Annotated in this window: 19 protein-coding genes and 1 pseudogene; 5 read left to right on the top strand and 15 right to left on the bottom strand. The window is 59.2% G+C overall.

All coding sequences use genetic code 11. The features are described 5' to 3' along the window. Positions 1 to 71 precede the first annotated feature (71 nt). From paaK to paaA, 11 genes are read right to left on the bottom strand one after another with little or no spacing between them, the layout of a single operon-like run. Positions 72 to 1388 carry a phenylacetate--CoA ligase PaaK gene (paaK, locus tag CKK19_RS09515; protein WP_023300034.1) on the bottom strand — a complete coding sequence of 439 codons (1317 nt, stop codon included), beginning with the start codon at positions 1386 to 1388 and terminating at the stop codon, positions 72 to 74. Positions 1389 to 1414: 26 nt separating this feature from the next. Further along, positions 1415 to 2620, bottom strand: coding sequence for a 3-oxoadipyl-CoA thiolase (gene pcaF, locus CKK19_RS09520; protein WP_063853669.1), 1206 nt, complete (start codon positions 2618 to 2620; stop codon positions 1415 to 1417). Then, positions 2620 to 3042 carry a hydroxyphenylacetyl-CoA thioesterase PaaI gene (gene paaI, locus CKK19_RS09525; protein ID WP_023300032.1) on the bottom strand — a complete coding sequence of 141 codons (423 nt, stop codon included), beginning with the start codon at positions 3040 to 3042 and terminating at the stop codon, positions 2620 to 2622. Before paaI ends, pcaF begins: the two co-directional genes overlap by 1 nt. Beyond that, positions 3032 to 4456 carry a 3-hydroxyacyl-CoA dehydrogenase PaaH gene (gene paaH / locus CKK19_RS09530; protein ID WP_225455106.1) on the bottom strand — a complete coding sequence of 475 codons (1425 nt, stop codon included), beginning with the start codon at positions 4454 to 4456 and terminating at the stop codon, positions 3032 to 3034. The genes paaI and paaH overlap by 11 nt, the downstream gene beginning before the upstream one ends. 1 nt (position 4457) lies before the next feature. Beyond that, positions 4458 to 5246 (bottom strand): 2-(1,2-epoxy-1,2-dihydrophenyl)acetyl-CoA isomerase PaaG, encoded by a 789-nt coding sequence (gene paaG / locus CKK19_RS09535; RefSeq protein WP_100148794.1) that lies wholly within the window; start codon positions 5244 to 5246, stop codon positions 4458 to 4460. Continuing rightward, positions 5246 to 6013, bottom strand: a complete 768-nt coding sequence (gene paaF, locus CKK19_RS09540; RefSeq protein WP_225455107.1) for a 2,3-dehydroadipyl-CoA hydratase PaaF — start codon at positions 6011 to 6013, stop codon at positions 5246 to 5248. Before paaF ends, paaG begins: the two co-directional genes overlap by 1 nt. Further along, positions 6010 to 7080: a 1,2-phenylacetyl-CoA epoxidase subunit PaaE gene (gene paaE / locus CKK19_RS09545; RefSeq protein WP_063853672.1), complete on the bottom strand. Its 1071-nt coding sequence runs from the start codon at positions 7078 to 7080 to the stop codon at positions 6010 to 6012. The genes paaF and paaE overlap by 4 nt, the downstream gene beginning before the upstream one ends. Positions 7081 to 7087: 7 nt before the next feature. Beyond that, positions 7088 to 7585, bottom strand: coding sequence for a 1,2-phenylacetyl-CoA epoxidase subunit PaaD (gene paaD, locus CKK19_RS09550; protein ID WP_063853673.1), 498 nt, complete (start codon positions 7583 to 7585; stop codon positions 7088 to 7090). Positions 7586 to 7596: 11 nt separating this feature from the next. Beyond that, the gene (gene paaC / locus CKK19_RS09555; protein ID WP_063853674.1) at positions 7597 to 8343 is read right to left on the bottom strand and encodes a 1,2-phenylacetyl-CoA epoxidase subunit PaaC; all 747 of its coding nucleotides are present in this window, start codon (positions 8341 to 8343) and stop codon (positions 7597 to 7599) included. Between the two features lie 8 nt (positions 8344 to 8351). Then, positions 8352 to 8639 carry a 1,2-phenylacetyl-CoA epoxidase subunit PaaB gene (gene paaB / locus CKK19_RS09560; protein WP_003857353.1) on the bottom strand — a complete coding sequence of 96 codons (288 nt, stop codon included), beginning with the start codon at positions 8637 to 8639 and terminating at the stop codon, positions 8352 to 8354. Positions 8640 to 8651: 12 nt separating this feature from the next. After that, positions 8652 to 9581, bottom strand: a complete 930-nt coding sequence (paaA, locus tag CKK19_RS09565) for a 1,2-phenylacetyl-CoA epoxidase subunit PaaA (protein ID WP_003857355.1) — start codon at positions 9579 to 9581, stop codon at positions 8652 to 8654. A 285-nt stretch (positions 9582 to 9866) separates the two neighbouring features. Here paaA and paaZ point away from each other — a divergent pair, with 285 nt between their 5' ends. The 4 genes from paaZ to CKK19_RS09585 all read left to right on the top strand — a co-directional run bounded on the left by paaZ (position 9867) and on the right by CKK19_RS09585 (position 17675). Then, on the top strand, positions 9867 to 11906 hold the full coding sequence (gene paaZ / locus CKK19_RS09570) for a phenylacetic acid degradation bifunctional protein PaaZ (protein WP_063853675.1): 2040 nt from the start codon (positions 9867 to 9869) through the stop codon (positions 11904 to 11906). A 196-nt stretch (positions 11907 to 12102) separates the two neighbouring features. Beyond that, positions 12103 to 14376 carry a primary-amine oxidase gene (tynA, locus tag CKK19_RS09575; RefSeq protein WP_225455108.1) on the top strand — a complete coding sequence of 758 codons (2274 nt, stop codon included), beginning with the start codon at positions 12103 to 12105 and terminating at the stop codon, positions 14374 to 14376. A 166-nt stretch (positions 14377 to 14542) separates the two neighbouring features. Then, the gene (locus CKK19_RS09580) at positions 14543 to 16516 is read left to right on the top strand and encodes an alkyl/aryl-sulfatase (RefSeq protein ID WP_022648014.1); all 1974 of its coding nucleotides are present in this window, start codon (positions 14543 to 14545) and stop codon (positions 16514 to 16516) included. Positions 16517 to 16568: 52 nt separating this feature from the next. Then, positions 16569 to 17675 carry a GGDEF domain-containing protein gene (locus CKK19_RS09585; protein WP_023300025.1) on the top strand — a complete coding sequence of 369 codons (1107 nt, stop codon included), beginning with the start codon at positions 16569 to 16571 and terminating at the stop codon, positions 17673 to 17675. A gap of 39 nt (positions 17676 to 17714) precedes the next feature. On the opposite strand, the gene CKK19_RS09590 is transcribed toward CKK19_RS09585, so the two are convergent. Next, positions 17715 to 19214, bottom strand: coding sequence for an aldehyde dehydrogenase family protein (locus CKK19_RS09590; protein ID WP_022648012.1), 1500 nt, complete (start codon positions 19212 to 19214; stop codon positions 17715 to 17717). A gap of 241 nt (positions 19215 to 19455) precedes the next feature. On the opposite strand from CKK19_RS09590, the gene feaR reads away from it, so the two are divergent. After that, the gene (gene feaR, locus CKK19_RS09595) at positions 19456 to 20364 is read left to right on the top strand and encodes a transcriptional regulator FeaR (RefSeq protein ID WP_023300024.1); all 909 of its coding nucleotides are present in this window, start codon (positions 19456 to 19458) and stop codon (positions 20362 to 20364) included. Here the strand turns inward: feaR and CKK19_RS09600 are convergent, their stop codons facing one another. From CKK19_RS09600 to CKK19_RS09610, 3 genes and pseudogenes are all read right to left on the bottom strand, one after another. Continuing rightward, the gene (locus CKK19_RS09600; protein ID WP_022648010.1) at positions 20365 to 20682 is read right to left on the bottom strand and encodes a YdbL family protein; all 318 of its coding nucleotides are present in this window, start codon (positions 20680 to 20682) and stop codon (positions 20365 to 20367) included. Between the two features lie 7 nt (positions 20683 to 20689). Further along, on the bottom strand, positions 20690 to 20881 hold the full coding sequence (locus CKK19_RS09605; protein WP_003857369.1) for a YnbE family lipoprotein: 192 nt from the start codon (positions 20879 to 20881) through the stop codon (positions 20690 to 20692). Continuing rightward, a pseudogene (locus tag CKK19_RS09610) lies at positions 20878 to 23515 on the bottom strand (YdbH family protein). Before CKK19_RS09610 ends, CKK19_RS09605 begins: the two are co-directional and overlap by 4 nt. Positions 23516 to 23696: the final 181 nt, after the last annotated feature.

The following is a 23696-nucleotide window of genomic DNA, read 5'->3' on the forward strand; positions in this document are numbered from 1 at the left end:
CCCCCTCACCCCAGCCCTCTCCCTCAAGGGAGAGGGGGCCGTCGATGCAGACATTATTTTGTGTAGATCCCTCATCCGTTAGCCGCAACCTTACGCAAATCAAACACCCGGCAGGCTTTACCCTCGGATCGCGGTATGCTGCCGCAGTTAACGATCATCACATCGGTTGAAATCCCCACCATCGATTTAATCCGATGACGCAGCTGATGGCAGACCTGACAACGCTGTTCATGCGTCAGCGTTAAGCTACTCTGTTTCAGCTCGACCTTCACCGAAAGTGAATCAAGATGCCCGCGGCGGTTCACCTCCAGCTGATAGTGCGGCGAAAGATGTTCGAACTTGACGATCTCCTCTTCCAGCTGTGACGGGAAGACGTTAACGCCGCGAATGATGAGCATGTCGTCGCTGCGCCCGCTGATGCGATCCATCCGGCGCATGGTGCGTGCGGTACCCGGCAGCAGGCGCGTCAGGTCGCGGGTGCGGTAGCGGATCACCGGCAGCGCCTCTTTGGTCAGCGTGGTGAACAGCAGTTCGCCCTGCTCGCCGTCGGCCAGCGGCGAGCCGTCATTCGGGTTGACGATCTCCGGGTAGAAGTGATCTTCCCAGATGGTCGGGCCGTCAGCGGTTTCAAGACACTCCATCGCCACGCCCGGCCCCATCACCTCGGAGAGACCATAGATATCCAGCGCGGTAATGCCCAGCCGTTTCTCGATTTCGCGGCGCATCGCCTGCGTCCACGGCTCGGCGCCAAACACGCCGACGCGCAGGGAACAGGCGCTGGCATCACCGCCCATCTGACGCTCCAGCTCTTCGATCAGGTTCAGGCAGTAAGAGGGCGTAACCATGATCATATCCGGCTGGAAATCGCGGATCAGCTGCGCCTGCTTCTCCGTCTGGCCGCCGGACATCGGGATCACCGTCGCCCCCAGACGCTCTGCACCGTAGTGCGCCCCCAGCCCGCCGGTGAAGAGCCCGTAACCGTAGGCGACGTGAATCTTATCCTTCGCGCTGCCCCCGGCGGCGCGCAAGGAACGGGCGACGATATTGGCCCAGTTGTCGATATCATTCTGGGTATACCCCACCACGGTCGGCTTTCCGGTGGTGCCCGACGAGGCGTGAATACGCACCACCTGCTCCATCGGCACCGCAAAGGTATCGAACGGGTAGTTGTCGCGCAGATCCTGCTTGGTGGTGCACGGGAATTTTTGCAGGTCCGCCAGCTCGTTGAAATCGTCAGGGTGAACGCCCGCGGCATCAAACTTGCGTTTGTACATCGGAACGTTGTTGTAGGCGTGGTTCAGCGTCCACTTCAGGCGCGCGGTCTGCAACGCCTGCAATTCATCAATAGACGCGGTTTCGATCGGATCAAGCTTTGTTGTATTTATCATCGCAGGGTACTCACATTATTGTTCGCTCAAACACGCTCAAGGATCATGGCAATGCCCTGACCCACACCGATGCACATCGTACACAGCGCGTAGCGCCCGCCGCGTCGGTGCAATTCATTGCTCGCGGCCAGCGCCAGTCTGGCACCGCTCATTCCCAGCGGATGACCTAGCGCGATCGCTCCGCCGTTCGGGTTGACATGCTCCGCGTCATCCGGCAAGCCCAGCTGACGCAGCACCCCCAGCGCCTGTGCGGCGAAGGCTTCGTTAAGCTCAATGACGTCCATATCGGTGATACTGAGTCCGGCACGTTCCAGCACCTTACGGGTGGCGGGAACCGGGCCTAATCCCATCAGACGCGGCTCGACGCCCGCGGTCGACATGGCCACAATGCGGGTGCGCGGGGTTAACCCCTGGGCAAGCGCCATCGGCTCGCTGGCGATAATCAGCGCCGCCGCCCCGTCGTTGACGCCAGAGGCGTTCCCCGCCGTCACCACACCGTTCTTGCGAAACGGGGCTTTCAGCGCGGCAAGCTGTTCAAGGGTGGTTTCGGCGCGCGGATGCTCGTCTACGCTCACTTCCGTTACCGCGCCTTTTTTCCCCGTTACCTGTACCGGGATTATCTCCTGCGCCAGAACGCCATTCTGCTGCGCCAGCGCGGTGCGCTGCTGGCTGCGCAAGGCAAATGCGTCCTGATCGGCACGGCTTATATTTAACAATTGCGCTACATTCTCTGCCGTTTCCGGCATGCTGTCAGTTCCGTATTGCTGATGCATGAGCGGATTCACAAATCGCCAGCCGATGGTGGTATCGAAGATCTCCGCCTGACGCTGAAACGCCGCGGTGGCTTTACCCATCACGAACGGCGCACGGGACATGGATTCGACGCCACCGGCGATCAGCAGATCGCCATCCCCGGCCTTAATGGCGCGCGCCGCAAAGCCAAGGGCATCCAGACCGGAGCCGCACAGGCGGTTAATGGTGGTACCGGAAACGGTCTGCGGCAGCCCGGCCAGCAGCGACGACATGCGCGCCACGTTGCGGTTATCCTCTCCGGCCTGATTTGCGCAGCCGAAGATCACGTCATCTATACGCTCCAGATCGAGCTGCGGGTAACGCGCCAGCAGCGCACGCAGCGGAACGGCCCCTAAGTCATCGGCACGCAGGCTGGATAATCCTCCACCATAACGACCGACCGGGGTACGCACACCCTCACAAATAAATGCGTTACGCATCAGGCTTCTCCTGTCACACTGCCGCCGGTGCGGTGGGATTTCCCGCGAAAAAGAGCGACGGTTTTCTGTTGTTGATTCTGAATTTCGATGTCGTAGACGCCGGTCAGTTTGCCCTGATGCTTCACCCGCGCGGTAGCGGTCAGCTTATCGCCAGCAAAGCCCGGACGCAGAAAATCGATGGCGCAGCCTGAGGCCACCGCCGCCAGCCCCTGACTGTTGCAGGCGTAGGCAAAGGCGGTATCGGCCAGCGAGAATAGCTGTCCGCCGTGGCAGGTTTTATGCCCGTTAAGCATCTGCGGGGTGATGGTCATGGTCACCACCGCGTAGCCCTCGCCCATCTCGATAATGTCCATCCCCATCGCCTGCGCGCAGGCGTCCCGTTCGTACATCGCGCGGGCGTTATGCCAGGCGTTATGACTCATAACTACTCTCCAGAAGCGCACGCTGGCGCAGCAGTGAACAGGGGCGATAACGTTCCTCGCCGTAGTGACGTTGCAGGTTCTCCAGCAGCGTTAACAGACGCTGCCAGCCAAGGCGCTCGCCCCAGGCGATGGGGCCGCAGGGATAGTTGACCCCTAAGCGCATGGCGGTATCGATGTCTTGCTCACTGGCGACCCCTTTTTGCAGGGCATCCAGCGCTTCGTTGGCAATCATCGCCACCGTGCGCCAGATCAGCAGGCCGGGGTAATCCGCAATCTGGACCACCCGTTTCTCCTGGTGCTGCAACCAGTAAATGGCTTTCTGCGTGGCGGCGTGCGGGTTGCCGGGCGCGGCGGCTATAACGGCCACATCCCGCTCGATGCGGTCGACCACCACCACCGGACAGCCGTGGCGCAGCGCCAGCGACTGCGCGGTTTCACCCTGCGTTTCGATCAGCAACATATCGTCAATTTCCGTGACACCGTCACTTCTTCGCTGTGCGCGCATCGGGCTGAAGCTGTGGCTGACCGGGGCGAGCCAGCTGACGGCGGGTTTGTCCTCCTGCCAGCGGTAAACGCCCTGCCCGCTTTTCTTACCCAGACGCCCCGCCAGCACCAGCTCCTGCTGCACCAGAGACGGCAAAAAACGACGCTCCTGCCAGAAGGCGTTAAATACGGAGCAGGTCACGGCAAAGTTGACGTCCTGACCAATCATGTCCGTCAGCTCAAGCGGCCCCATCGGGAACCCCCCGCCGTCTCGCAGGGCGGCGTCGATCACCTCGGGCGCTGCCACCTGCTCTTCCAGCGCACGCCAGGCTTCCGAGTAGAAAGGACGCGCTACGCGGTTGACGATAAACCCCGGTGTGGACTGGCAGCGTACCGGCTGCTTTCCCCAGCTCAGCGCCAGCTCGCACAGCGCATCGGCCACTTCGGGTGAGGTCGCCAGCCCGCTGACCACCTCCACCAGCTTCATCACCGGGGCAGGATTGAAGAAGTGCAGCCCGGCGACGCGTTCAGGGTGGTTTATCTCCGCCGCAATCGCGGTAACGGAAATGGACGAGGTATTGCTGGCGAGTAGCGTCTGCGGCGGGCAAACCTCTGCCAGCTGGGTAAACAGCGCCTTTTTCACTTCAAGCCGCTCGGAGGCCGCCTCGATCACCAGATCGGCTTTCGCCAGAGCACCGATATTCGTCACCGGCGTCAGGCGGGCGAGGATCTGTTCCCCGGCGTCGGCAGAGAGTTTTCCGCGCGCAACGCGAGAGGACAGCCGCTGGCGAATGCCGTCGACGGCGCGGGAAATCGCCGCAGCGTCAATGTCGTACACCAGAACCGGATGACCGTGGCTGGCTGCCACTTCGGCAATCCCGGCGCCCATGGTTCCGCTGCCAATGACGGCGACCGTATGGATATTCACCATCTTATTTCCCCGTAAAGTTCGGCGCGCGTTTTGCCAGGAATGCGCTGACGCCTTCCCGGTAGTCGTCGCTGCGTCCGGCCAGACGTTGATAGTCGCGCTCCAGATCAAGCTGGGCGTCGAGGGTGTTGGTTTCGGCGGCGTTGATTGCCTGCTTGATCAAGCCCAGGCCATAGGTCGGCTGCGAGGCAAAATGCAGCGCCATCCGCTGTGCGGTGGCGGAGAGCTGCTCGTCGTCCACCACCTGCCAGATCATTCCCCAGGCCTGTGCCTGCTCGGCGCTGAGCTTGTCGCCCAGCAATGCCAGCCCCATGGCGCGGGCGCGTCCGGTCACGCGCGGCAGCAGCCAGGTTCCGCCGCAGTCCGGTACCAGCCCGAGCTTGCTGAAGGCCATCACAAAGCTGGCTGAACGGGCCGCAATCACCATGTCACAGCCGAGGGCCAGCGTGGCACCTGCCCCCGCCGCCACGCCGTTAACCGCGCAAATCACCGGCTTCGGCAGTTTTGCCAGGCGGCGCACCAGCGGGTTGTAAAAAGTCTCAACGGACATGCCCAGATCCGGCGCAGGGCCGTTCGGGTCCACGTTACGGTCGTTGAGATCCTGCCCGGCGCAGAAACCGCGTCCTGCCCCGGTGATCAGCAGGCAGCGGATAGCGTCATCGCGCTCGGCCTGCTTCAGGCATTCGGAAAGCTGCTGGTGCATGACGTCGTTAAAGCTGTTCAGGCGCTCCGGGCGGTTCAGCGTAATGGTCATTACGCCCTGCTCAACATGGCTCAGAATAAATTCCACAATTAGCGTCCTTTAAAGTCTGGGGTGCGTTTTTGTAAAAAGGCGTTGATACCTTCCCGGCGATCGTCGGTGGCCGCGAGCAGCGCAAACAGCTGACGCTCCTGCGCCAGCCCGGCCTGAAGCGGCACTTCCTGCGACTGGCGAAGCGCCTGCTTCGCCGCCTGTAACGCCAGCGGCGAGTGGCGCGCCATCAGCCCCGCCTGCTTCAGGGCATACTCCAGCGTCAGCGAGGCCGGGTAAACGTCACTGACCAGCCCGGCGCTGTGCGCCTGAACCGCCGTGATGCTTTCGCCCGTCAGCACCATTTTGCTGGCCAGCGATTTGCCCACGCTACGGATTAGCCGCTCGGTGCCGCCTGCGCCCGGCATGATCCCGAGGGTGATTTCCGGCAGGCCAAAGCGGGCGTTATCACCGGCAATCACCACGTCGCAGAGCAGCGCCAGCTCACAGCCTGCCCCCAGCGCGTAGCCGTTCACGGCGGCAATCAGCGGTTTGGTGAAGGCGTTTATCCGCGCCCACAGCTGCGGGCGGATATCGTTCAGGGTGGCGGGCAGGTCTTTCTCCGCCATTTCGTTGAGATCGGCCCCGGCGGCAAAGCAGCGTTCGTTGCCGTAAATCACACAGACGGCGATCTCCGCATCCACGGCGGCGGCTTCAAGCTGCTCCGCGATTTGCGTGAGCAGCGCATTGTTGAGCGCGTTGCGCGCCACCGGACGGTTAAGCGTCAGCTGCAACACGCGGCCATGACGGGTGACAATCAGTTCGCTCATGCCATCCCCTTCGCATCAAAATCGACGATAACGTCAGCGGTTAACGGCAGCGCCTGACAGCTCAGCACATAGCCTGCGGCCAGCTCGTCCGGCTCCAGGCTGTAGTTGGTCGCCATGTCCACCTTCCCGCGAAGCACTTTGCATTTGCAGGTGGCGCACACGCCGCCCTTGCAGGCGTAAGGCAGATCCGCCCCCTGACGCAGGGCCGCGTCAAGAATGCTCTCGTCGTCCGCCGTCAGGGTGATCTCCCTGTCGCGCCCGTCCTGACGGACGGTGACCTTCTGCCCGTCGGCCTGCACGCTGACTGTCCGCTTAACGGGGGTTCCCGGCGTGTTAAAGCGTTCAAGGTGGATCGCTTTTTCCGGCATACCCAGCGCTTTCAGCGCCGCCTCAGCCTCGTCCATCATCGCCGACGGGCCGCAGATGAAGGCTTCATCGTACTGGCGGAAATTCACCAGCGTTTTTGCCAGCGCATGGAGCTTTTCCCCGTCAATACGGCCATGGAGCAGATCGCTGTCGAGCGTCTCCTGGCTGAAGATAGAGATCAGCTGCAAACGCTGCGGGTATTTATCTTTCAGGTCCGCCAGCGCCCGGCGGAACATCATGCTCTGGCTGCTGCGGTTACCGTAAATCAGGGTGAAGTGGCTGTGGGCTTCAGTGGCCAGCGTAGCGGACATAATCGCCAGCATCGGGGTGATCCCGGACCCGGCGGCAATCGCCAGATAGTGGCCTTCGCGTTCGGCCTGCGGCTGGTAGCCAAAATGCCCCTGGGGAACCATCACCTCCAGCGCCATGCCCGGTTTGATCTCGTCCCGGGCATAGCGGGAAAATCGTCCGCCCTCGATGGCTTTGACCGCCACGCTGATCTCACCGCACGCGGTGCTCCGGCAGATGGAGTAACAGCGGCGCAGTTCATCCCCGCCAGGACTGGCTTTCAGGGTCAAATGCTGACCGGGACGGAAGCGGTACGCCTCCTGTAACGCCTGCGGCACCGCGAAGGTAATGGTCACCGCGTCGCGGGTTTCAGGTTCCACTTTTGCCACTGTTAATGAATGAAACGTTGTCATGGCAGCCTCAAATACATTTGAAATAGTCGAAGGGCTCACGGCAGGTATTGCAGCGGTAGAGCGCTTTGCAGGCCGTGGAACCAAATTCACTGATGAGCGAGGTATCGGTGCTTGCACAGCGCGGGCAGCTCACCTCCGCGGGAACGTGGGCATGGCAGCTATGGCCAACAGGCGGGCTGATACCATATTCCCGCAGGCGCCTGCGGGCATCGTCGGTCATCCAGTCGGTGGTCCAGGCGGGCTCCAGTTGCAGCAGAATATGTACCGGGGAAAAGCCGTTCCCGGTCAGAGTTTCGCGGATCGCACCCAGCAGATGCTCCGTTGCCGGACAGCCCGAATAGGTTGGCGTGAAGCCGATGATCCAGCCTTCCCCCTGCGCCTTCACGCTGCGCACCATGCCTAAGTCGGTGATGGTCAGCACCGGCACTTCCGGGTCGGGGATCTGGCTTAACAGCGCCCAAATCTGCGGGATTTGGGCAGGCGCAATGTCGACGAGGCGTTGCATAGCGTTCTCCTTTACCACTGCTGGCCGGGGTAAACGCGCTGAAGATACTGCATCTCAGCCAGCATCGGTCCGAGGTGTTCAGTATGTAGCCCCTTCTTGCCGCCCGTGCGATACGCCACTTCCTCGGGCACGCGGAGGGTAGCTTCCGCCAGCCCGGCAAACACTTCGCGCTCCCACGGTTCCCACAGGGCGCGCGGATCAACCGCCACGTCGGTGTCAATCAGCCCCAGCTCGACGTCGTCGGCGTCGAACAATTCAGCCGTAAAGCGCCACAGGCTATCCACCGCCTGCTGCATTTTCTGTGAGGAGGTTTCTGTCCCGTCCCCCAGCCGCACCAGCCAGCCGCGGCTAAAGCGCAGGTGATAGCGCGCCTCTTTAATGGCTTTTGCCGCGATGGCGGCAAGCTGACTGTCGCTGCTGTGGATCAACCGTTCGTACAGCGCTACGTTCCACGCATCCATCAGATACTGACGGGCAATGGTGTCGGCGAAGCTGCCGTTTGGCTGTTCCACCAGCAGCAAATTGCGGAACTGACGCTCATCGCGGCCATAGGCCAGGGTATCTTCATCACCCTTACCTTCCCGTTCAGCGGCGTAGGTCAGGAAATTGCGCGCCTGCCCGAGCAGATCAAGGCCGATATTGGCGAGCGCCAGGTCAATTTCCAGCTCCGGCGCGTGGCCGCACCAGGCGCCCAGACGCTGTGAGAGCACCAGACCGTTGTCGCCCAGACGCAGGGCATAAGCAGATACGTTGTTCATCCCCAACCTCACATATGCTCGATACCATCAGGGATGGTGTAAAACGTCGGATGGCGGTAGACCTTGCTTTCCGCCGGATCGAAAAACTCCCCGCTCTCTTCCGGCTGGGAGGCGACGATTTCACTCGCCTTCACCACCCAGATGGAACAGCCTTCGCTGCGGCGGGTATAGGCATCGCGCGCGTTTTCCAGCGCCATGCGGTCGTCGGCAGCGTGAAGGCTGCCCACATGGCGGTGCGACAGCCCCTGCTTCGAACGGACAAAAACTTCGTATAACGGCCAGTAAACATTGCTCATGGTTGATTCCTCTTATGCGGCCTGGCGGGCGCGTTGTTTTTCCGCGTGGGCCAGAGCGGCTTCACGCACCCATGCGCCGTCGTCCCAGGCTTTACGTTTTGCGGCCAGACGTTCGTGGTTGCAGATCCCGCGCCCGTTGATCACCTCGTCAAATTCCTGCCAGTCGATTTCGCCGAAGCGGTAGTGGCCGCTCTCTTCATCGAAACGCAGGTCGGGATCCGGCACGGTCATGCCGAGCATCTCCACCTGAGGCACCGTGTTGTCCACGAAGCGCTGGCGAAGCTCATCGTTGCCAAAGCGTTTGATCTTCCAGGCGAGACTGCGGGCGCTGTTTGGGGAGTTGTCGTCGTTGGGTCCGAACATCATCAGCGCGGGCCACCAGAAACGGTTGATGGCGTCCTGCAACATCTGCCGCTGGGCTTCGCTGCCCTGCGCCAGCGCCATGCAGGCCTCAAAACCCTGACGCTGGTGGAAGCTCTCTTCTTTACAGATTTTCACCATCGCCCGGGCGTACGGGCCGTAAGACGTACGGCACAGCGCCACCTGGTTCACAATGGCCGCCCCGTCCACCAGCCAGCCAATGACGCCGATATCGGCCCAGCTCAGGGTCGGATAGTTGAAGATGGAGGAGTATTTCATCTTGCCGTCGAGCATCTTTTGATAGATGTCCTCCCGGGCGCAGCCCAGCGTTTCCGCCGCGCTGTAGAGGTACAGGCCGTGTCCGGCTTCGTCCTGAACCTTCGCCAGCAGAATGGCTTTCCGGCGCAGCGTCGGCGCGCGGGTGATCCAGTTTCCTTCCGGCAGCATGCCGACAATCTCAGAGTGGGCGTGCTGTCCAATCTGGCGGATCAGCGTCTTGCGATAGGCATCCGGCATCCAGTCCTGCGGCTCGATGGCCGTCTCCTGTGCGATGCGTTGCTCAAAGCGTTGTTCTTGCGTCACATAACCACCTTTGTGATTCGTTAAATCACCAAAAACAGCATAATGGTGAATCATTTGGTTTCTTAAAAGTTACACAAAGGTTAAATATAACCCCAAGAAGCGTTTGTTTATTTTGTGACGACGCTCGCAAGCCTTTTCATGAAAGGCCGATTATACAAGGCTTTCGGGTGGTCAGGCTAAGCAATAGAGATCACAACGTTAACAATTCATTAAAACTCAGCTTGATTTTTATGATTCGCGATCAAACTATTTATAGTGAAATCACGAAACACCTGGAGAGAAGAAATGCAGCAGTTAGCCAGCTTCTTGTCCGGCACCTGGCAATCAGGCCGGGGCCGCGAGCGCACCATCACCCACGCCATCAGCGGGGAAACGCTATTTGAAGTCACCAGCGAAGGGTTGGATATGGCGGCCGCGCGCCGTTACGCCATTGAACAAGGCGGAGAAGCGCTCCGCGCAATGAGCTTTATCGAGCGCGCCGCCATGCTGAAGGCGGTGGCCAAACATCTGCTGAGCCAGAAGGATCGGTTTTATGCCCTGTCAGCCCAGACCGGCGCGACGAAGGCCGACAGCTGGGTGGATATTGAAGGCGGTATCGGCACCCTCTTCACCTACGCAAGCCTCGGCAGCCGTGAGCTGCCGGACGATACCCTGTGGCCGGAGGATGAGCTGATCCCGCTGTCGAAGGAAGGCGGCTTTGCGGCACGTCACGTGTTAACGTCGAAATCCGGCGTGGCGGTGCATATCAACGCGTTCAACTTCCCGTGCTGGGGGATGCTGGAAAAGCTCGCACCCACCTGGCTTGCCGGGATGCCCGCCATCATCAAGCCCGCCACCGCCACCGCGCAGGTGACTCAGGCAATGGTGAAAGCGATCGTCGAGAGCGGACTGGTGCCGGACGGCGCCATCAGCCTGATCTGTGGTGGCGCGGGCGATCTGCTGAACCAGCTCGACAGCCAGGACGTGGTGACGTTTACCGGGTCGGCCAGCACCGGGCAGAGCCTGCGCGTACATCCGAATATCGTCGCGCATTCCATTCCGTTTACCATGGAAGCAGATTCCCTTAACTGCTGCGTGCTGGGTGAGGACGTGACGCCGGAGCAGCCGGAGTTTGCGCTGTTTATTCGCGAAGTAGTGCGCGAGATGACCGCCAAAGCCGGGCAAAAATGTACCGCCATCCGCCGCATCATCGTGCCGGAAGCGCAGGTTGAAGCCGTCAGCCAGGCGCTGATTGCGCGGCTGGAGAACGTGGTCGTCGGCGATCCGGCCCAGGAAGGGGTGAAGATGGGGGCTCTCGTCAACAGTGAGCAACGTGCTGACGTGCAGGAAAAAGTCGATCATCTGCTTGCCTCGGGCTGCCAGATCCGTCTGGGTGGTAAAGCCGATTTGCAGGCGGCTGGCGCATTCTTCCCGCCCACCCTGCTGTTCTGCCCGCAGCCGGACGAAACTCCGGCCGTTCACGCCACCGAAGCCTTTGGCCCCGTCGCCACCCTGATGCCGTACCGCAACAGTGAACACGCCATGCAGCTGGCGCGGGCGGGCGGCGGCAGCCTGGCGGGAACGCTGGTCACGGCAGATTCAAACGTGGCGCGCCAATTTATTGCCGGTGCCGCGCGCGCCCACGGACGCATACAGATCCTCAACCAGGAATCTTCGAAAGAATCCACCGGCCACGGTTCACCGCTACCGCAGCTGGTGCACGGCGGCCCGGGACGTGCGGGCGGCGGCGAGGAGCTGGGCGGCCTGCGTGCGGTGAAGCACTATCTCCAGCGCACGGCAATTCAGGGCAGCCCATCCATGCTCGCCGCCATCGGCAAACAGTGGGTCCGTGGCGCGGAGGTGCAGGAAGATCGCGTTCATCCTTTCCGTAAATACTTCGAGGAGTTACAGCCGGGCGACAGCCTGCTGACCCCGCGTCGTACCCTGACGGAAGCGGATATCGTGAATTTTGCCTGCCTGAGCGGGGATCATTTCTATGCCCATATGGACAAAATTGGCGCGGCGGAGTCGATTTTTGGCGAGCGCGTGGTACACGGTTATTTCCTGATTTCCGCCGCGGCGGGGCTGTTTGTCGATGCCGGGGTTGGGCCGGTCATTGCCAACTACGGCATGGAAAACCTGCGCTTTATCGAGCCGGTCAAGCCGGGCGATACCATTCAGGTGCGCCTGACCTGTAAACGTAAAACGCTGAAGAAACAGCGCACTGCCGAGGAAAAACCGACTGGCGTGGTGGAATGGGCGGTGGAGATCTTCAACCAGCATCAGCAGGCCGTGGCGCTTTACTCCATTCTGACGCTGGTGGCGCGCCAGCAGGGTGACTTCTGACGCACCTCTTTCTTGCCGGGTGTCGCTCCGCTTACCCGGCCTACAACTACCTGACCGGGGTGTGATGCACCCCCGCTCTTTTTTTAACCTGGCAAGACTGACAAACAACCTGGCAGATGCAGGCAAACGCTTTTCGTGCGCGCCTGTCAGGATAAGGCTGACACAACACAATAAACACAACAAGATGAGGTCTGCGATGGGAAGCAATTCTTCTTTTTCTGCCCGTAGAACGGCACTGGCCATGGCCGTTGCGCTCTGTTGCGCCTGGCAATCTCCTGTTTACGCTCACGGCAGCGAGGCGCATATGGTCCCGATGGACAAAACGCTTCAGGCGTTTGGCGCGGACGTGCAGTGGGATGATTACGCCCAGATGTTCACCATCGTTAAAGACGGTGCCTTTGTGAAGGTCAAACCCGGCGCCAACACCGCCATCGTTAACGGCAAACCGCTGACTCTCCAGGTGCCCGTGGTGATGAAGAACAATAAGGCCTATATCCCGGAGACTTTTATCAACGATGTCTTTCAGTCCGGTCTTGATCAGACATTCCAGGTTGAAAAACGCCCCCATCCGTTAAACGCGCTGACCGCTGATGAAATCAACCAGGCCGTAGCCATTGTGAAAGCCTCTGCGGATTTTAAACCCAATACCCGCTTTACCCAGATTGCGCTGGCGGAGCCAGAAAAGGCCAAAGTCTGGGACTTTGTGCTTAACGGCACGGCGGTGGATGCGCCCCGCCAGGCCAATATCATCATGCTTGATGGTAAACACATCATCGAAAGCCGGGTGGATCTGAAGGACAAAAAGATCCTCCGCTGGGAGCCGATCAAAGACGCGCACGGCATGGTGCTGCTGGATGACTTCAATACCGTGCAGCAGATCATCAATGAAAGCCCGGAGTTTGCCGCCGTGCTGAAAAAGCGCGGCATTACCGATCCGAAGAAAGTGATCACCACCCCGCTTACCGTCGGCTTTTTTGACGGCAAGGATGGGCTGAAACAGGAAGACCGCCTGCTGAAAGTGATCAGCTATCTCGACGTGGGCGACGGTAACTACTGGGCGCACCCGATCGAAAACCTGGTTGCGGTGGTGGATCTCGAGCAGAAGAAAATCCAGAAGATTGAGGAGGGCCCGGTCGTGCCGGTGCCGCTCACCCCGCGTCCTTATGATGGCCGTGACCGCGTTGAAACGGTGAAAAAACCGCTGGAGATTATCGAGCCGGAAGGCAAGAACTACACCATTACCGGGGATATGGTGCACTGGCAGAACTGGGATTTTCATCTGAGCCTGGACTCGCGCGTCGGCCCGATGATCTCCACCGTGACCTATAACGACAACGGCAAAAAGCGACAGGTGATGTATCAGGGATCGCTCGGGGGCATGATTGTGCCGTACGGCGACCCGGATATCGGCTGGTACTTTAAGGCCTACCTGGACTCCGGTGATTACGGCATGGGTACCCTGACCTCCCCGCTGGTGCGCGGCAAGGATGTTCCGTCTAACGCCGTGATGCTCAACGAAACCATCCCGGACTATACCGGTGCGCCAATGGAGATCCCCCGGGCGATCGCCATTTTCGAGCGTTACGCCGGGCCGGAGTATAAGCATCAGGAGTTAGGTAAACCCAACGTCAGCACCGAGCGCCGCGAGCTGGTGGTGCGCTGGGTCAGCACCGTGGGTAACTACGATTATATCTTCGACTGGGTATTCCACGAAAACGGCACCATCGGCATTGATGCAGGGGCCACGGGCATTGAAGCGGTGAAAGGCGTGCAGACGAAAACCATGCATGATGCCACCGCGAAGGATGACACCCGATACGGTACGCTGATCGACCATAATATTGTCGGCACCACCCACCAGCACATCTACAACTTCCGTCTGGATATGGACGTGGACGGCATCAACAACAAGCTGGTGGCCATGGATCCGGACGTCAAACCGAACACCGCTGGCGGACCGCGCACCAGCACCATGCAGGTGAATCAGTATGATATTGATACTGAACAGCAGGCGGCGCAAAAGTTTGATCCGGGCACCATCCGCCTGCTGAGCAACACCAGCAAAGAGAACCGCATGGGCAACCCGGTCTCGTATCAGATCATCCCTTACGCGGGGGGCACACACCCGGTGGCGACGGGCGCGAAGTTTGCCCCGGACGAGTGGATTTATCACCGCCTGAGCTTTATGGATAAACAGCTGTGGGTGACGCGTTACCATCCCGACGAGATGTACCCGGAGGGAAAATACCCGAACCGTTCCACGCACGATACGGGCCTCGGCCAGTACAGCAAAGATAACGAGTCGCTGAACGACCAGGATAACGTCATCTGGATGACCACCGGCACCACCCATGTCGCCCGCGCCGAGGAGTGGCCGATAATGCCGACGGAATGGGTGCACACGTTACTCAAGCCGTGGAACTTCTTTGACGAGACGCCAACGCTCGGTAAGAAAAAAGAGCAGAAATAACACGTTGACCGGGCACGATGCCCGGTTTTTCATTCGCTTTCTTGCTGAATACCACTCCCCGATTATAGTTAATGTTACTTCGCTTAATGCTTTTGCAACATCTGAAACATTTTGTAGATATCGAAGTATCCATGAACAACGCTATACATAACCGAGAGGTTTTAGGATGAAAGTCAATGAGATAGTAAGAAGCCTTGCGCTGGCCGGTTTTTTCATTTCCGCCAGTTCAGCCTGGGCCGCAGAAGCCCCTAAGGATGCAACCGCAGCAACTCAGCAGGCCAACAACGCACTCTTCAACCAGCTTCCTTTCTCCGATAACACCGATTTTACCAATGCCCACAAAGGGTTTATCGCCCCGCTACCTCAGGAAATTATCAAAGGGGAGCAAGGCAACACCGTCTGGGATCCACAGCAGTACGCCTTTATCAAGGAAGGCGATAAAGCGCCCGATTCGGTTAACCCGAGCTTATGGCGTCAGTCCCAGCTGATTAACATCAGCGGCCTGTTTGAAGTCACCGAGGGCGTGTACCAGATCCGTAACCTCGACCTGTCAAACATGACCATTATTGAAGGTAAAGAAGGCATTACCGTGGTCGACCCGCTGGTGTCGGCGGAGACGGCCAAAGTCGGGATGGATCTTTACTATAAAAATCGCGGCAAGAAACCTGTCGTCGCTGTTATTTACACCCACAGCCACGTTGACCACTATGGCGGCGTGCGCGGCGTGGTGGACGAAGCCGACGTGAAGTCCGGCAAGGTTAAAGTCTACGCGCCAGCCGGATTTATGGAGGCCGCCGTCGCGGAAAATATCATGGCGGGTAACGTCATGAGCCGCCGAGCCAGCTATATGTACGGCAACCTGCTGAAGCCGGATGCGAAAGGCCAGGTGGGTGCGGGTCTCGGCACCACCACCTCCGCCGGGACGGTGACCCTGATCGCCCCGACCAATATCATCGAGAAAGATGGTCAGAAAGAGGTGATCGACGGCCTGACCTATGATTTTATGCTCGCGCCGGGATCGGAAGCGCCTTCCGAGATGCTCTGGTATATCGAAGAGAAAAAGCTGATCGAATCTGCGGAAGATGTTACCCATACCCTGCACAACACCTACTCCCTGCGCGGTGCGAAAATTCGTGAACCGCTGCCATGGTCGAAATACATCAACCAGGCAATTGTACGCTGGGGTGATAAGGCCGAAGTTATCATGGCGCAGCACCACTGGCCGACCTGGGGCAACGAGAATGTGGTTAACCTGCTGAAAAGCCAGCGCGACCTCTACCGCTACATCAACGACCAGACCCTGCGCATGGCGAATGAAGGGCTGACGCGTGACGAGATCGCCGCCAACTTCAAGCTGCCGAACTCCCTGGCCAATACCTGGGCCAACCGAGGCTATTACGGTTCAGTCAGCCATGACGTCAAAGCCACCTACGTGCTCTATTTAGGCTGGTTTGACGGCAACCCCGCGACCCTGGATGAACTGCCGCCTGAAGAAGCTGCGAAGAAATTTGTGGAGTATATGGGAGGCGCGGATGCCATCCTGAGTAAAGCTAAAACCGATTTTGACCAGGGCAACTATCGCTGGGTGGCTCAGGTGGTCAGCAAAGTGGTGTTCGCCGATCCAAACAACCAGGCCGCACGTAACCTTGAAGCGGATGCCCTGGAGCAGTTGGGTTATCAGGCTGAATCCGGCCCATGGCGTAACTTCTACCTGACCGGCGCGCAGGAGTTGCGTAACGGCGTGGTGAAAGGTCCGACCCCGAATACCGCCAGCCCGGATACCGTGCGCGCAATGACGCCAGAAATGTTCTTTGACTATCTGGCGGTGCATATCAACGGTGAAAAAGCAGCGGATGCAAAATCGGTGTTTAACATCGACCTCGGCAGCGACGGCGGCAAATATAAGCTGGAGCTGGAAAATGGCGTGCTGAACCACACGGCGAACGCCGAAGCGAAGGATGCTGACGCGACCGTGACCCTCAACCGCGATACGCTGAATAAAATCATCCTGAAAGAAGTGACGCTTAAACAGGCTCAGGATAATGGCGATATCAAAGTGACGGGCGATGCCGCAAAACTCGATGCCATGCTCGGTTACATGGATAAATTTGAATTCTGGTTTAACATTGTGACCCCGTAAAGGCATGCACTCGCGGGCGGTCTTTCCGCCCGCCACAGGGACATTCTCTCTCATGGAAAAAAGACACAACGCCACTCCGGAGCCCGCGACCTGGCCGACCCGTAACGCCATGGTTGTCCACGGGCTGGCCATGAACCTGCCGTGGCTCGCCTTCGTCAACGCGAGCTTTGCGCTAATGATCCTGCTGCGCAATTCCCTGTTCGGCCAAATTGATACCCTCTTACACGTCAGCCCACCTCTCACACAGATGATTGACGCTTCCATGCTGGGGGTAGTCATCCTTTCCGTGGCGTTGGTAATAATGGCCTGGCGCCACATCCGCGGCGTCAGCGCCGTGCTGTTAATGTGTAGCCTGCTATGGTCGATAAGTTGTTACTGGTTTATCAACGTGATACAGCTTCCTCATCCCTGGCCGATATTCGTTACCCTGCTGATGGCCGGTATGACCGCGCTCTATTTTCATCCGGTGGGGCTGGTGTGCTTTATCGCGCCGCTGTGGATCACCATGCCCGTTGCCAGCATGCTGCTGAATCAGGAGATGAACCTTCGCTTTGCCGGGCTGTGGGTGGTGTTCACGTTCATTCTCGTTTGCGGACGCTACATCCTCTTAAGCTGGTTTGAAGAGGCCTGGCGTCGCAACCAGCAGAATCAGCGTTTAATTTCGCGGCTGGATGCGCTGGCCCATCAGGATCCGCTGACGAAAACGGCCAACCGCCGGGCGATGGAGCTGGTGCTGGAAAATGCGGTGGAGCAAGGCAAACGCTTCACGGTCCTGATGCTGGATGTCGACTACTTCAAACTGTATAACGACACCTATGGTCACCAGGCGGGGGACGCATGTCTCGCGCGGGTCGCGGAGGTGCTGAACACTTCGGTGCGCACGCCAGAGGATGTGGTTTCGCGCTACGGTGGTGAGGAGTTCGTCGTGATCCTCTTTGACTGTGAAGAAAGCGTTGCGGAGAAAGTCGCCGCGCGGATCCAGGCTGGCCTGCGCACCGCAGCCATTGCGCACAGCGCGTCGAAGGTGAGTGAATGTGTGACGGTGAGTATGGGCATTGCCGGCTATACCCCAGGACTGGCCGGCCCGGAAATCATCGCCCGCGCCGATGCGGCGTTGTATCGGGCGAAGGAGTCCGGGCGGGATAGGTGGTCGCGTTAAATAATGCCGGGTGCTGGCTTCGCCTTACCCGGCGTTTTATTAATACCGCACACACACCGACTTGGTTTCACACCAGCCATCCAGCCAGTCGGGGCCGAAATCGCGCCCGGTGCCAGACTGCTTCATGCCGCCGAACGGCAGGTTGGCATCTATCAGCGTGTGGCTGTTCACCCACACGGTTCCGGCCTGTAGCCTGTCGGTGTACTCCAGCGCTTTACTGATGTTCTGCGTCCAGACGCTGGCCGTTAAGCCGTATTCAGTGTCGTTCGCCAGCTGAAGCGCCTCTTCCCCGTCCGCTACACGGACCAGATTCACCACCGGCCCGAAGACCTCTTCACGCGTCAGTCGCAGATGATTATCCGGGTTGACCACCAGCGTTGGCGAAACGTAATAGCCTTTGCCGTCTGGCCCCCGGTTCCCGGCGATCAGCTCCGCATTGTGCGCCTTCGCCTCATCCAGAAACGCCTGGACCTTATCGCAGTGGGCGCGCGACACCAGCGGGTTGATAAACGCATCCGGCGACATGCCCGGCCCGACGCTCAGGGATTTCACGGCCTGTTCAAAGCCGCTGACCAGCGTGTCGAACAGCGGAGCTTCAATATATATACGTGAACTGGCCGCGCAGACCTGCCCCTGATTCAGGAAGCTGCCGGTCATCAGCCCTTCAATCACCCACGCCGGATCGGCATCTTTCAGCACGATGGCCGGGTTTTTGCCGCCCAGTTCCAGCGTCACGCCCGTTAGCGTATCCGCCGCCGCGCGGGCAATCTGCTTGCCCGTCGCCGTCGATCCGGTAAAGCTCACTTTGGCAATGCGCGGGTGCGAGGTCAGTGCCGCGCCACAGACGGCGCCACTGCCGGTCACCACGTTGAAAACGCCATCCGGGATCCCCGCCTCGCTCGCCAGTTCCGCCACCCGTAACAGGGTGAGCGGCGTGGTTTCCGAGGGTTTGATCACGATGGAGCAACCTGCCGCCAGCGCGGGCATCACTTTCCACATGCCAATCATCAGCGGGAAGTTCCATGGCACAATCCCCGCCACGACCCCAACCGGCTCTTTACGCGTCCACGCCTGATAACGCGCGCCCTGCGGCAGTGGAATCGAGAGATCGAGGGTTTTACCGGCAATTTTGGTGGTCAGCCCTGCCGTGTAGCGCATCCAGTTCAGGGTGCAGCCCACCTCGAAGGCGCGGGAAATGTTAATCGATTTCCCCTGCTCCAGGGTTTCGAGCTGTGCCAGCTCTTCGCCATGCTGTTCCACCAGATCCGCAAACCGCAGCAGGATGCGTTCCCGCTCTGCCGGAAGCCGCCCGGCCCAGCTTCGGGCGACAAAGGCGCGCCAGCCAGACATCACCGCACGATCGACATCATCAACGCTGGCATCGGCGGTGGAGGCAATGACCTCTCCGGTCGCCGGGTTGTAGACGTTCAGACGCTTTTCGCTATCGGATGCCGCCTGACGCCCTTCGATCCACAGGCCGTGCTGGCGATCTAAAAACTGCTGCACGCCAGGCAGGACGGCGACGTGTGATTCGGACATAGGATACTCCTTCGTTATGCTTCGCAGGGTGTGTATGCAGTCTAAGAGGGGATTCGCATTCCTGCTTTTGTCTGTGTGACATTCGCTTTGCCAGCTGTGACAGGCTCCGCAAATCGTGATAATTCCCGCTTATATCGCTGTAACCGTTGAGTGTTCTTTCCTATAGTCAGCCTCGTAACCCTGACAAAATGCAACATAAATGCAACAATGCGAAAACAGTGACGGTGCAGCGAGAAAATCAATGGCATGTGCAAGCGAACAGGACAATTTTCAGCAGTGGCTGGCGCAAATTAACCAGGTTTGTGGGCGCTTTGCGGCACGTCCATTAGAGGGGGCGTTTCTCGGCGAACTGGAAACCAGCTATACCCAAAGTCTGAAGCTGAGCACGGTGACCGCCGCAGGCGTTAACCTGTTTCGCACTCGTCAGGAGATCAAAAACGGCAACGACGCCTGGTTCTACACCGTGTTTCAGCTGGAAGGCAGCGCCGGAATCGAACAGGACGACCAGCGCGCGCTGCTGAAAGCCGGGGATATCACGCTGATTGATGCCTCCCGCCCGTGCTCCATTTACTGGCAGGAGCGTTCCCGCCAGATTTCTCTGTTGCTCCCGCGACAAATCATTGAGCAACACGCGCGTTTTCAGGAAGTGAGGTGCGCGTTGCCCCTCTCCCGCAGTTTGCCTACCGTACAGCTGAGCTACCGACTATTACAGGAGAGCATGGGCAATGCCGATCTCAGCGCCAGTGAAAGCGAAGCGGCGCTGGAGGCGATGGTGTGTCTGCTGCGTCCGGCCTTCCAGCAGCATGACGAGGTGCTGCCGCGCAAGGAGCGTCAGTTCCGCCACGTTCTGTCCCTGATTGACGATCATATTCAGTCGGAGGCGTTAAGACCGGAGTGGATAGCCTCAGAGAGCGGCATGTCCGTGCGTAGCTTGTACCGCATGTTTGCCGGGAAAGGGCTGGTGGTGGCGCAGTATATTAAGAACCGTCGCCTCGATTTATGCGCTCAGGCGCTGCGTTCCATCGGCGATGACGAAAAGCTGGCGGGCATTGGCTACAGCTGGGGCTTTACCGACCATAGCCATTTTTCCACCGCCTTTAAGCAGCGTTTCGGGGTTTCGCCGGGCGAATACCGTAAGCGTTACCGCTAGTTACTTTTTCAGCCATTTGCCGTTAATCCCCTTCACGTACTCACCCGGCTGCGCGCGGGCCACCAGCTTTTGCCCCGCCATTTTCGCCACCTCGTCGACGGGCAAATTATTGCTGTCAGCAAGCTGCTGGTAACTTTCCGTGCGTGCGGCGTTGATACGGTTCACCAGCGCCAGGGTTTCAGCGTCGTGCTGAACGGGCGCAAGATAGCCGCTCAGGGTTTCCCCTACGCGCCCCTGGGTGCGCGCATCGTTGAGCGTAAGCGTGGCGGCGTGAACGTTCATCCCCAGCGCCAGTAACATCAGAGCTAATCGTTTCATGGCATCCTCAGAACAGATCGCTGCGGGATTTCAGCAGGGCTTCGACGTCTTTATCCACCTTGATATGGATTTCATGCTCGATTTTCACGTTCATGTTGATGGTGATCGGCTCTTTGGGCGCCGCCACTTCAATGCGCGGCGTGCAGCCTGACAGCAGCGCGACGACGGCCACGGTGAGTACACCAGCCCTCTTTTTCATTGTTGTTCCTCACTTTCCTTGCCTGTCGAACCGCGGAGAAGGGGTATCGCCGCATGTTGCTCAAACCATGTTTGCAGATTGTCCCCAAAGCGCAGGCTGCGCCAGAGGGTAAAAATGTTCTCTTCATGGGTGTAATTCAGGTTAACGAAACTGCTTTTGCCCTCGACGCGGCTGGTGCCTTTAATGGCCGCCTGCATGGTTAACACACCCAGATTATCCACATTGAGTTTTGTCCACGACTGCGAAATTTCCATATAGCGGAGCCAGTTGATCGCCGCCCCGGCAACCACGTTGTCTTTCACAATGGCATCCGCCGTGTCCTGGTCGATGCGCAGCGTCATCGGCCCCGGGTTGGTCAGCCAGCCATCTTTAATGATCCTTCTCATTGTCCAGCCAGAACGGCAGCGCGCCGCTCACCGGGCCGGACATGGCAAACTGCTTCGGATTTACCGCGCTTATCAGTTCGCTGGAGGAAATATTATCCACGCGCAGTAAAGCCGGATCGTGCTGCGGCATTCTCAACTGCTGCATGGTGATTTTCCCGCCGAGCGCTTCCACCTTGACGTTGGTGAGCAGGAGCGGGTTCGCTTCGGTCCAGGGATAATCGCCCTGAAGATCCGCGGTGAGATTTCGGGCTGTGACCAGGTTTTTCACCTCGTCGATTCGTAACGTTACCGGTCCGCGCGTGCCCAGTGACCAGGTGCCCTGGCTTAAGCGGAACGGCAGAACAAAATCAACGCCGTTGATTTCGTTATCCGGCATCCACGCGCTGCCCGCTTTCAGCACGCCGTACCCCCCGGCCTCAAACCCCTGGTCGGGGGCCGCCGAGAAAGCCACCTGCGCGTACATTTCGCCGCCGCGCAGGGTCATTTTCCAGTCTGGCGGGATCAGCGGCTGGAACACTGTAAGAGACTGTTTTGGCCACCAGGCCTGACCGCGGAGGCGTTCGCCGTCCCAGCGTCCATTCACCTGGACCGGGCCGATGTCATCCGCATGAAGGTTCCCTTTAAACTGGAACACCGTCGGGTCTGTCCCGTCAACGCTGAAGGTCAAAACGGACGGCGGCAGCACGCTTCCGCCTGAAAAGCTTGTTTGCCCGGCATTGAGCGCGAGCGCACCGCTAAAGGTGGGGTTATCCGGGTCCCGCGACCAGCGCACCGGGTGATCCAGCACCAGGCGCGGTTTGCTGACCAGCATCGTGCCGTACTGCAATTTGTCGAACCCCGTGGAAAGATCGGTCAGTTCGATAACGTTGTCGCGCCACTCCCCGGTTCCCCGGACATCCCAGCGCGCGTTCATCGGCGTGAAGTTCCCTTTACCCCAGTAGCGCCACTGCCACAAACCGTTGTCCGGTAAAAAGTCGTTAGCCTGGCCGTCCAGATGCAGCTCAAAATTGCCCATCTCGTTTTCATGCGCCCGCAGAATGGCTTGCAGGCGGCCGTCCACGCCCTTTTGCGTGAGCTTCACGCCCGCCAGCGGCCAGCGGATCTCATCGATATCCAGCGAGTCAATGATGCGTCCGCGCGAGCGCAATAGTGCGCCGGGTTCAAACGTAAGCTGCGGATCGTAAAGGCTGCCGGTCAGCTTCGCCGGGAGTCTGGCATACAGGATCAGATCGTTTTGCTTGGCTTCCCCGCTCAGGTGCAGCGGCATAGCGCTGTTTTCCATACTGAGCGAGCCGGGACCGATATTCAGCACCGCGTTGCCCTTACCCGCGTCCCCCTGGGTCAGCACGTTGAGCCGCCCCGTGAAGGTGGCTTTCTCCAGCCCCTGCTGCCAGTTATTCACCTTCAGGCCGATGCGACCGCTCATCGGCATACCGGAGGCTGACCAGTTCCAGCGCCCGTCGCTGATGGTCAACTGCTGAGCGGTGATCTGCCACGGTAAATCGAGCAGCGGATCGGGGTTGTCCCGCGCCATAACCACCAGCTGGCCCTGATTATCCTCCCAGTCCAGATCGGCATCGACCAGCGAGGATAACTGTGGCACGTTAAAGGTCGCGACCGTATGCCCTTTCACCGGTACGCCGTCCGGCACCAGCGGCAGGGTAAATTCACCGACCAGCTTCACGGGCTGCGACTGGTCCGGCAGCTGCACATCGAACTGGCTGATGGAGAGCGTCTGGCCGCGCAACTGCCCCTTAATGCTCACCTGCTCGCCTTTATAGGTGATGTCCTGGCGGGCTGGCGTGAGTGAGGCATGTAGCTCACCCTCCCACTGCTGCCAGGGAGAAAGGGTAAAACGGTGGATGGTCAGCCAGGTGTTGGGCAGGATGGCCTGCCACTGCGCCAGCGTTTTCGGCGCCACCGTAGACGGCGCCGATTGCGGTAATTTGCTCAGGCAGACAGAGTTAAGTTCAAGTGCGCCAATATCCAGACCCCAGCGGCTGGGGTGTGACAGGGTCACGTTTTCCACGCGGGCAATTTCGCACTCTTCTACCAGATAACGGAGATCGGGGATGATCAGGGCGTGGCGCGTGAGCCGTGGGCTTTTTTCAAACGCGATGCGTGTTCCAACGGGAAGCCAGATCCCCGCGAGCGTGGGCACCCACTGGGCGAGCGTCATCAGCAGCGTCAGCGGCACAAGAAATAGCAGCAGTAATAGCGCGATTGCGGCTTTGTATTTACCCTTCATGGGCAGTTAATATCCTGATTTTGCGAAATAAATAAGCCGTTCTTGCCGCTCATTGTCGCATGTTTAGCCAGTCAGTTGAAGGTAATGCCATTTTTAAGAGTAGATGCTCTACAATAATTCATAGAACTTATTGATTTCAATGAATTTTGAAAAATTGTAAGATAATTTTAAACATGCTAAC

The sequence above is a fragment of the Enterobacter sp. CCUG 70166 genome (genome assembly GCF_020224095.1).
Taxonomy (GTDB): Bacteria; Pseudomonadota; Gammaproteobacteria; order Enterobacterales; family Enterobacteriaceae; genus Enterobacter; species Enterobacter intestinihominis.

Excerpts from the sequence above, each read along its gene's own strand:
- CKK19_RS09580 (WP_022648014.1), top strand. The coding sequence starts at position 14,543 with ATGAAAGTCAATGAGATAGTAAGAAGCCTTGCGCTGGCCGGTTTTTTC.
- paaI (WP_023300032.1), bottom strand. The coding sequence starts at position 3,042 with ATGAGTCATAACGCCTGGCATAACGCCCGCGCGATGTACGAACGGGAC.
- paaH (WP_225455106.1), bottom strand. The coding sequence starts at position 4,456 with ATGGTGAATATCCATACGGTCGCCGTCATTGGCAGCGGAACCATGGGC.
- paaK (WP_023300034.1), bottom strand. The coding sequence starts at position 1,388 with ATGATAAATACAACAAAGCTTGATCCGATCGAAACCGCGTCTATTGAT.
- feaR (WP_023300024.1), top strand. The coding sequence starts at position 19,456 with ATGGCATGTGCAAGCGAACAGGACAATTTTCAGCAGTGGCTGGCGCAA.
- tynA (WP_225455108.1), top strand. The coding sequence starts at position 12,103 with ATGGGAAGCAATTCTTCTTTTTCTGCCCGTAGAACGGCACTGGCCATG.
- paaE (WP_063853672.1), bottom strand. The coding sequence starts at position 7,080 with ATGACAACGTTTCATTCATTAACAGTGGCAAAAGTGGAACCTGAAACC.
- paaB (WP_003857353.1), bottom strand. The coding sequence starts at position 8,639 with ATGAGCAATGTTTACTGGCCGTTATACGAAGTTTTTGTCCGTTCGAAG.
- paaD (WP_063853673.1), bottom strand. The coding sequence starts at position 7,585 with ATGCAACGCCTCGTCGACATTGCGCCTGCCCAAATCCCGCAGATTTGG.
- pcaF (WP_063853669.1), bottom strand. The coding sequence starts at position 2,620 with ATGCGTAACGCATTTATTTGTGAGGGTGTGCGTACCCCGGTCGGTCGT.
- paaF (WP_225455107.1), bottom strand. The coding sequence starts at position 6,013 with ATGAGCGAACTGATTGTCACCCGTCATGGCCGCGTGTTGCAGCTGACG.
- CKK19_RS09600 (WP_022648010.1), bottom strand. The coding sequence starts at position 20,682 with ATGAAACGATTAGCTCTGATGTTACTGGCGCTGGGGATGAACGTTCAC.
- CKK19_RS09585 (WP_023300025.1), top strand. The coding sequence starts at position 16,569 with ATGGAAAAAAGACACAACGCCACTCCGGAGCCCGCGACCTGGCCGACC.
- CKK19_RS09590 (WP_022648012.1), bottom strand. The coding sequence starts at position 19,214 with ATGTCCGAATCACACGTCGCCGTCCTGCCTGGCGTGCAGCAGTTTTTA.
- paaZ (WP_063853675.1), top strand. The coding sequence starts at position 9,867 with ATGCAGCAGTTAGCCAGCTTCTTGTCCGGCACCTGGCAATCAGGCCGG.
- paaC (WP_063853674.1), bottom strand. The coding sequence starts at position 8,343 with ATGAACAACGTATCTGCTTATGCCCTGCGTCTGGGCGACAACGGTCTG.
- CKK19_RS09605 (WP_003857369.1), bottom strand. The coding sequence starts at position 20,881 with ATGAAAAAGAGGGCTGGTGTACTCACCGTGGCCGTCGTCGCGCTGCTG.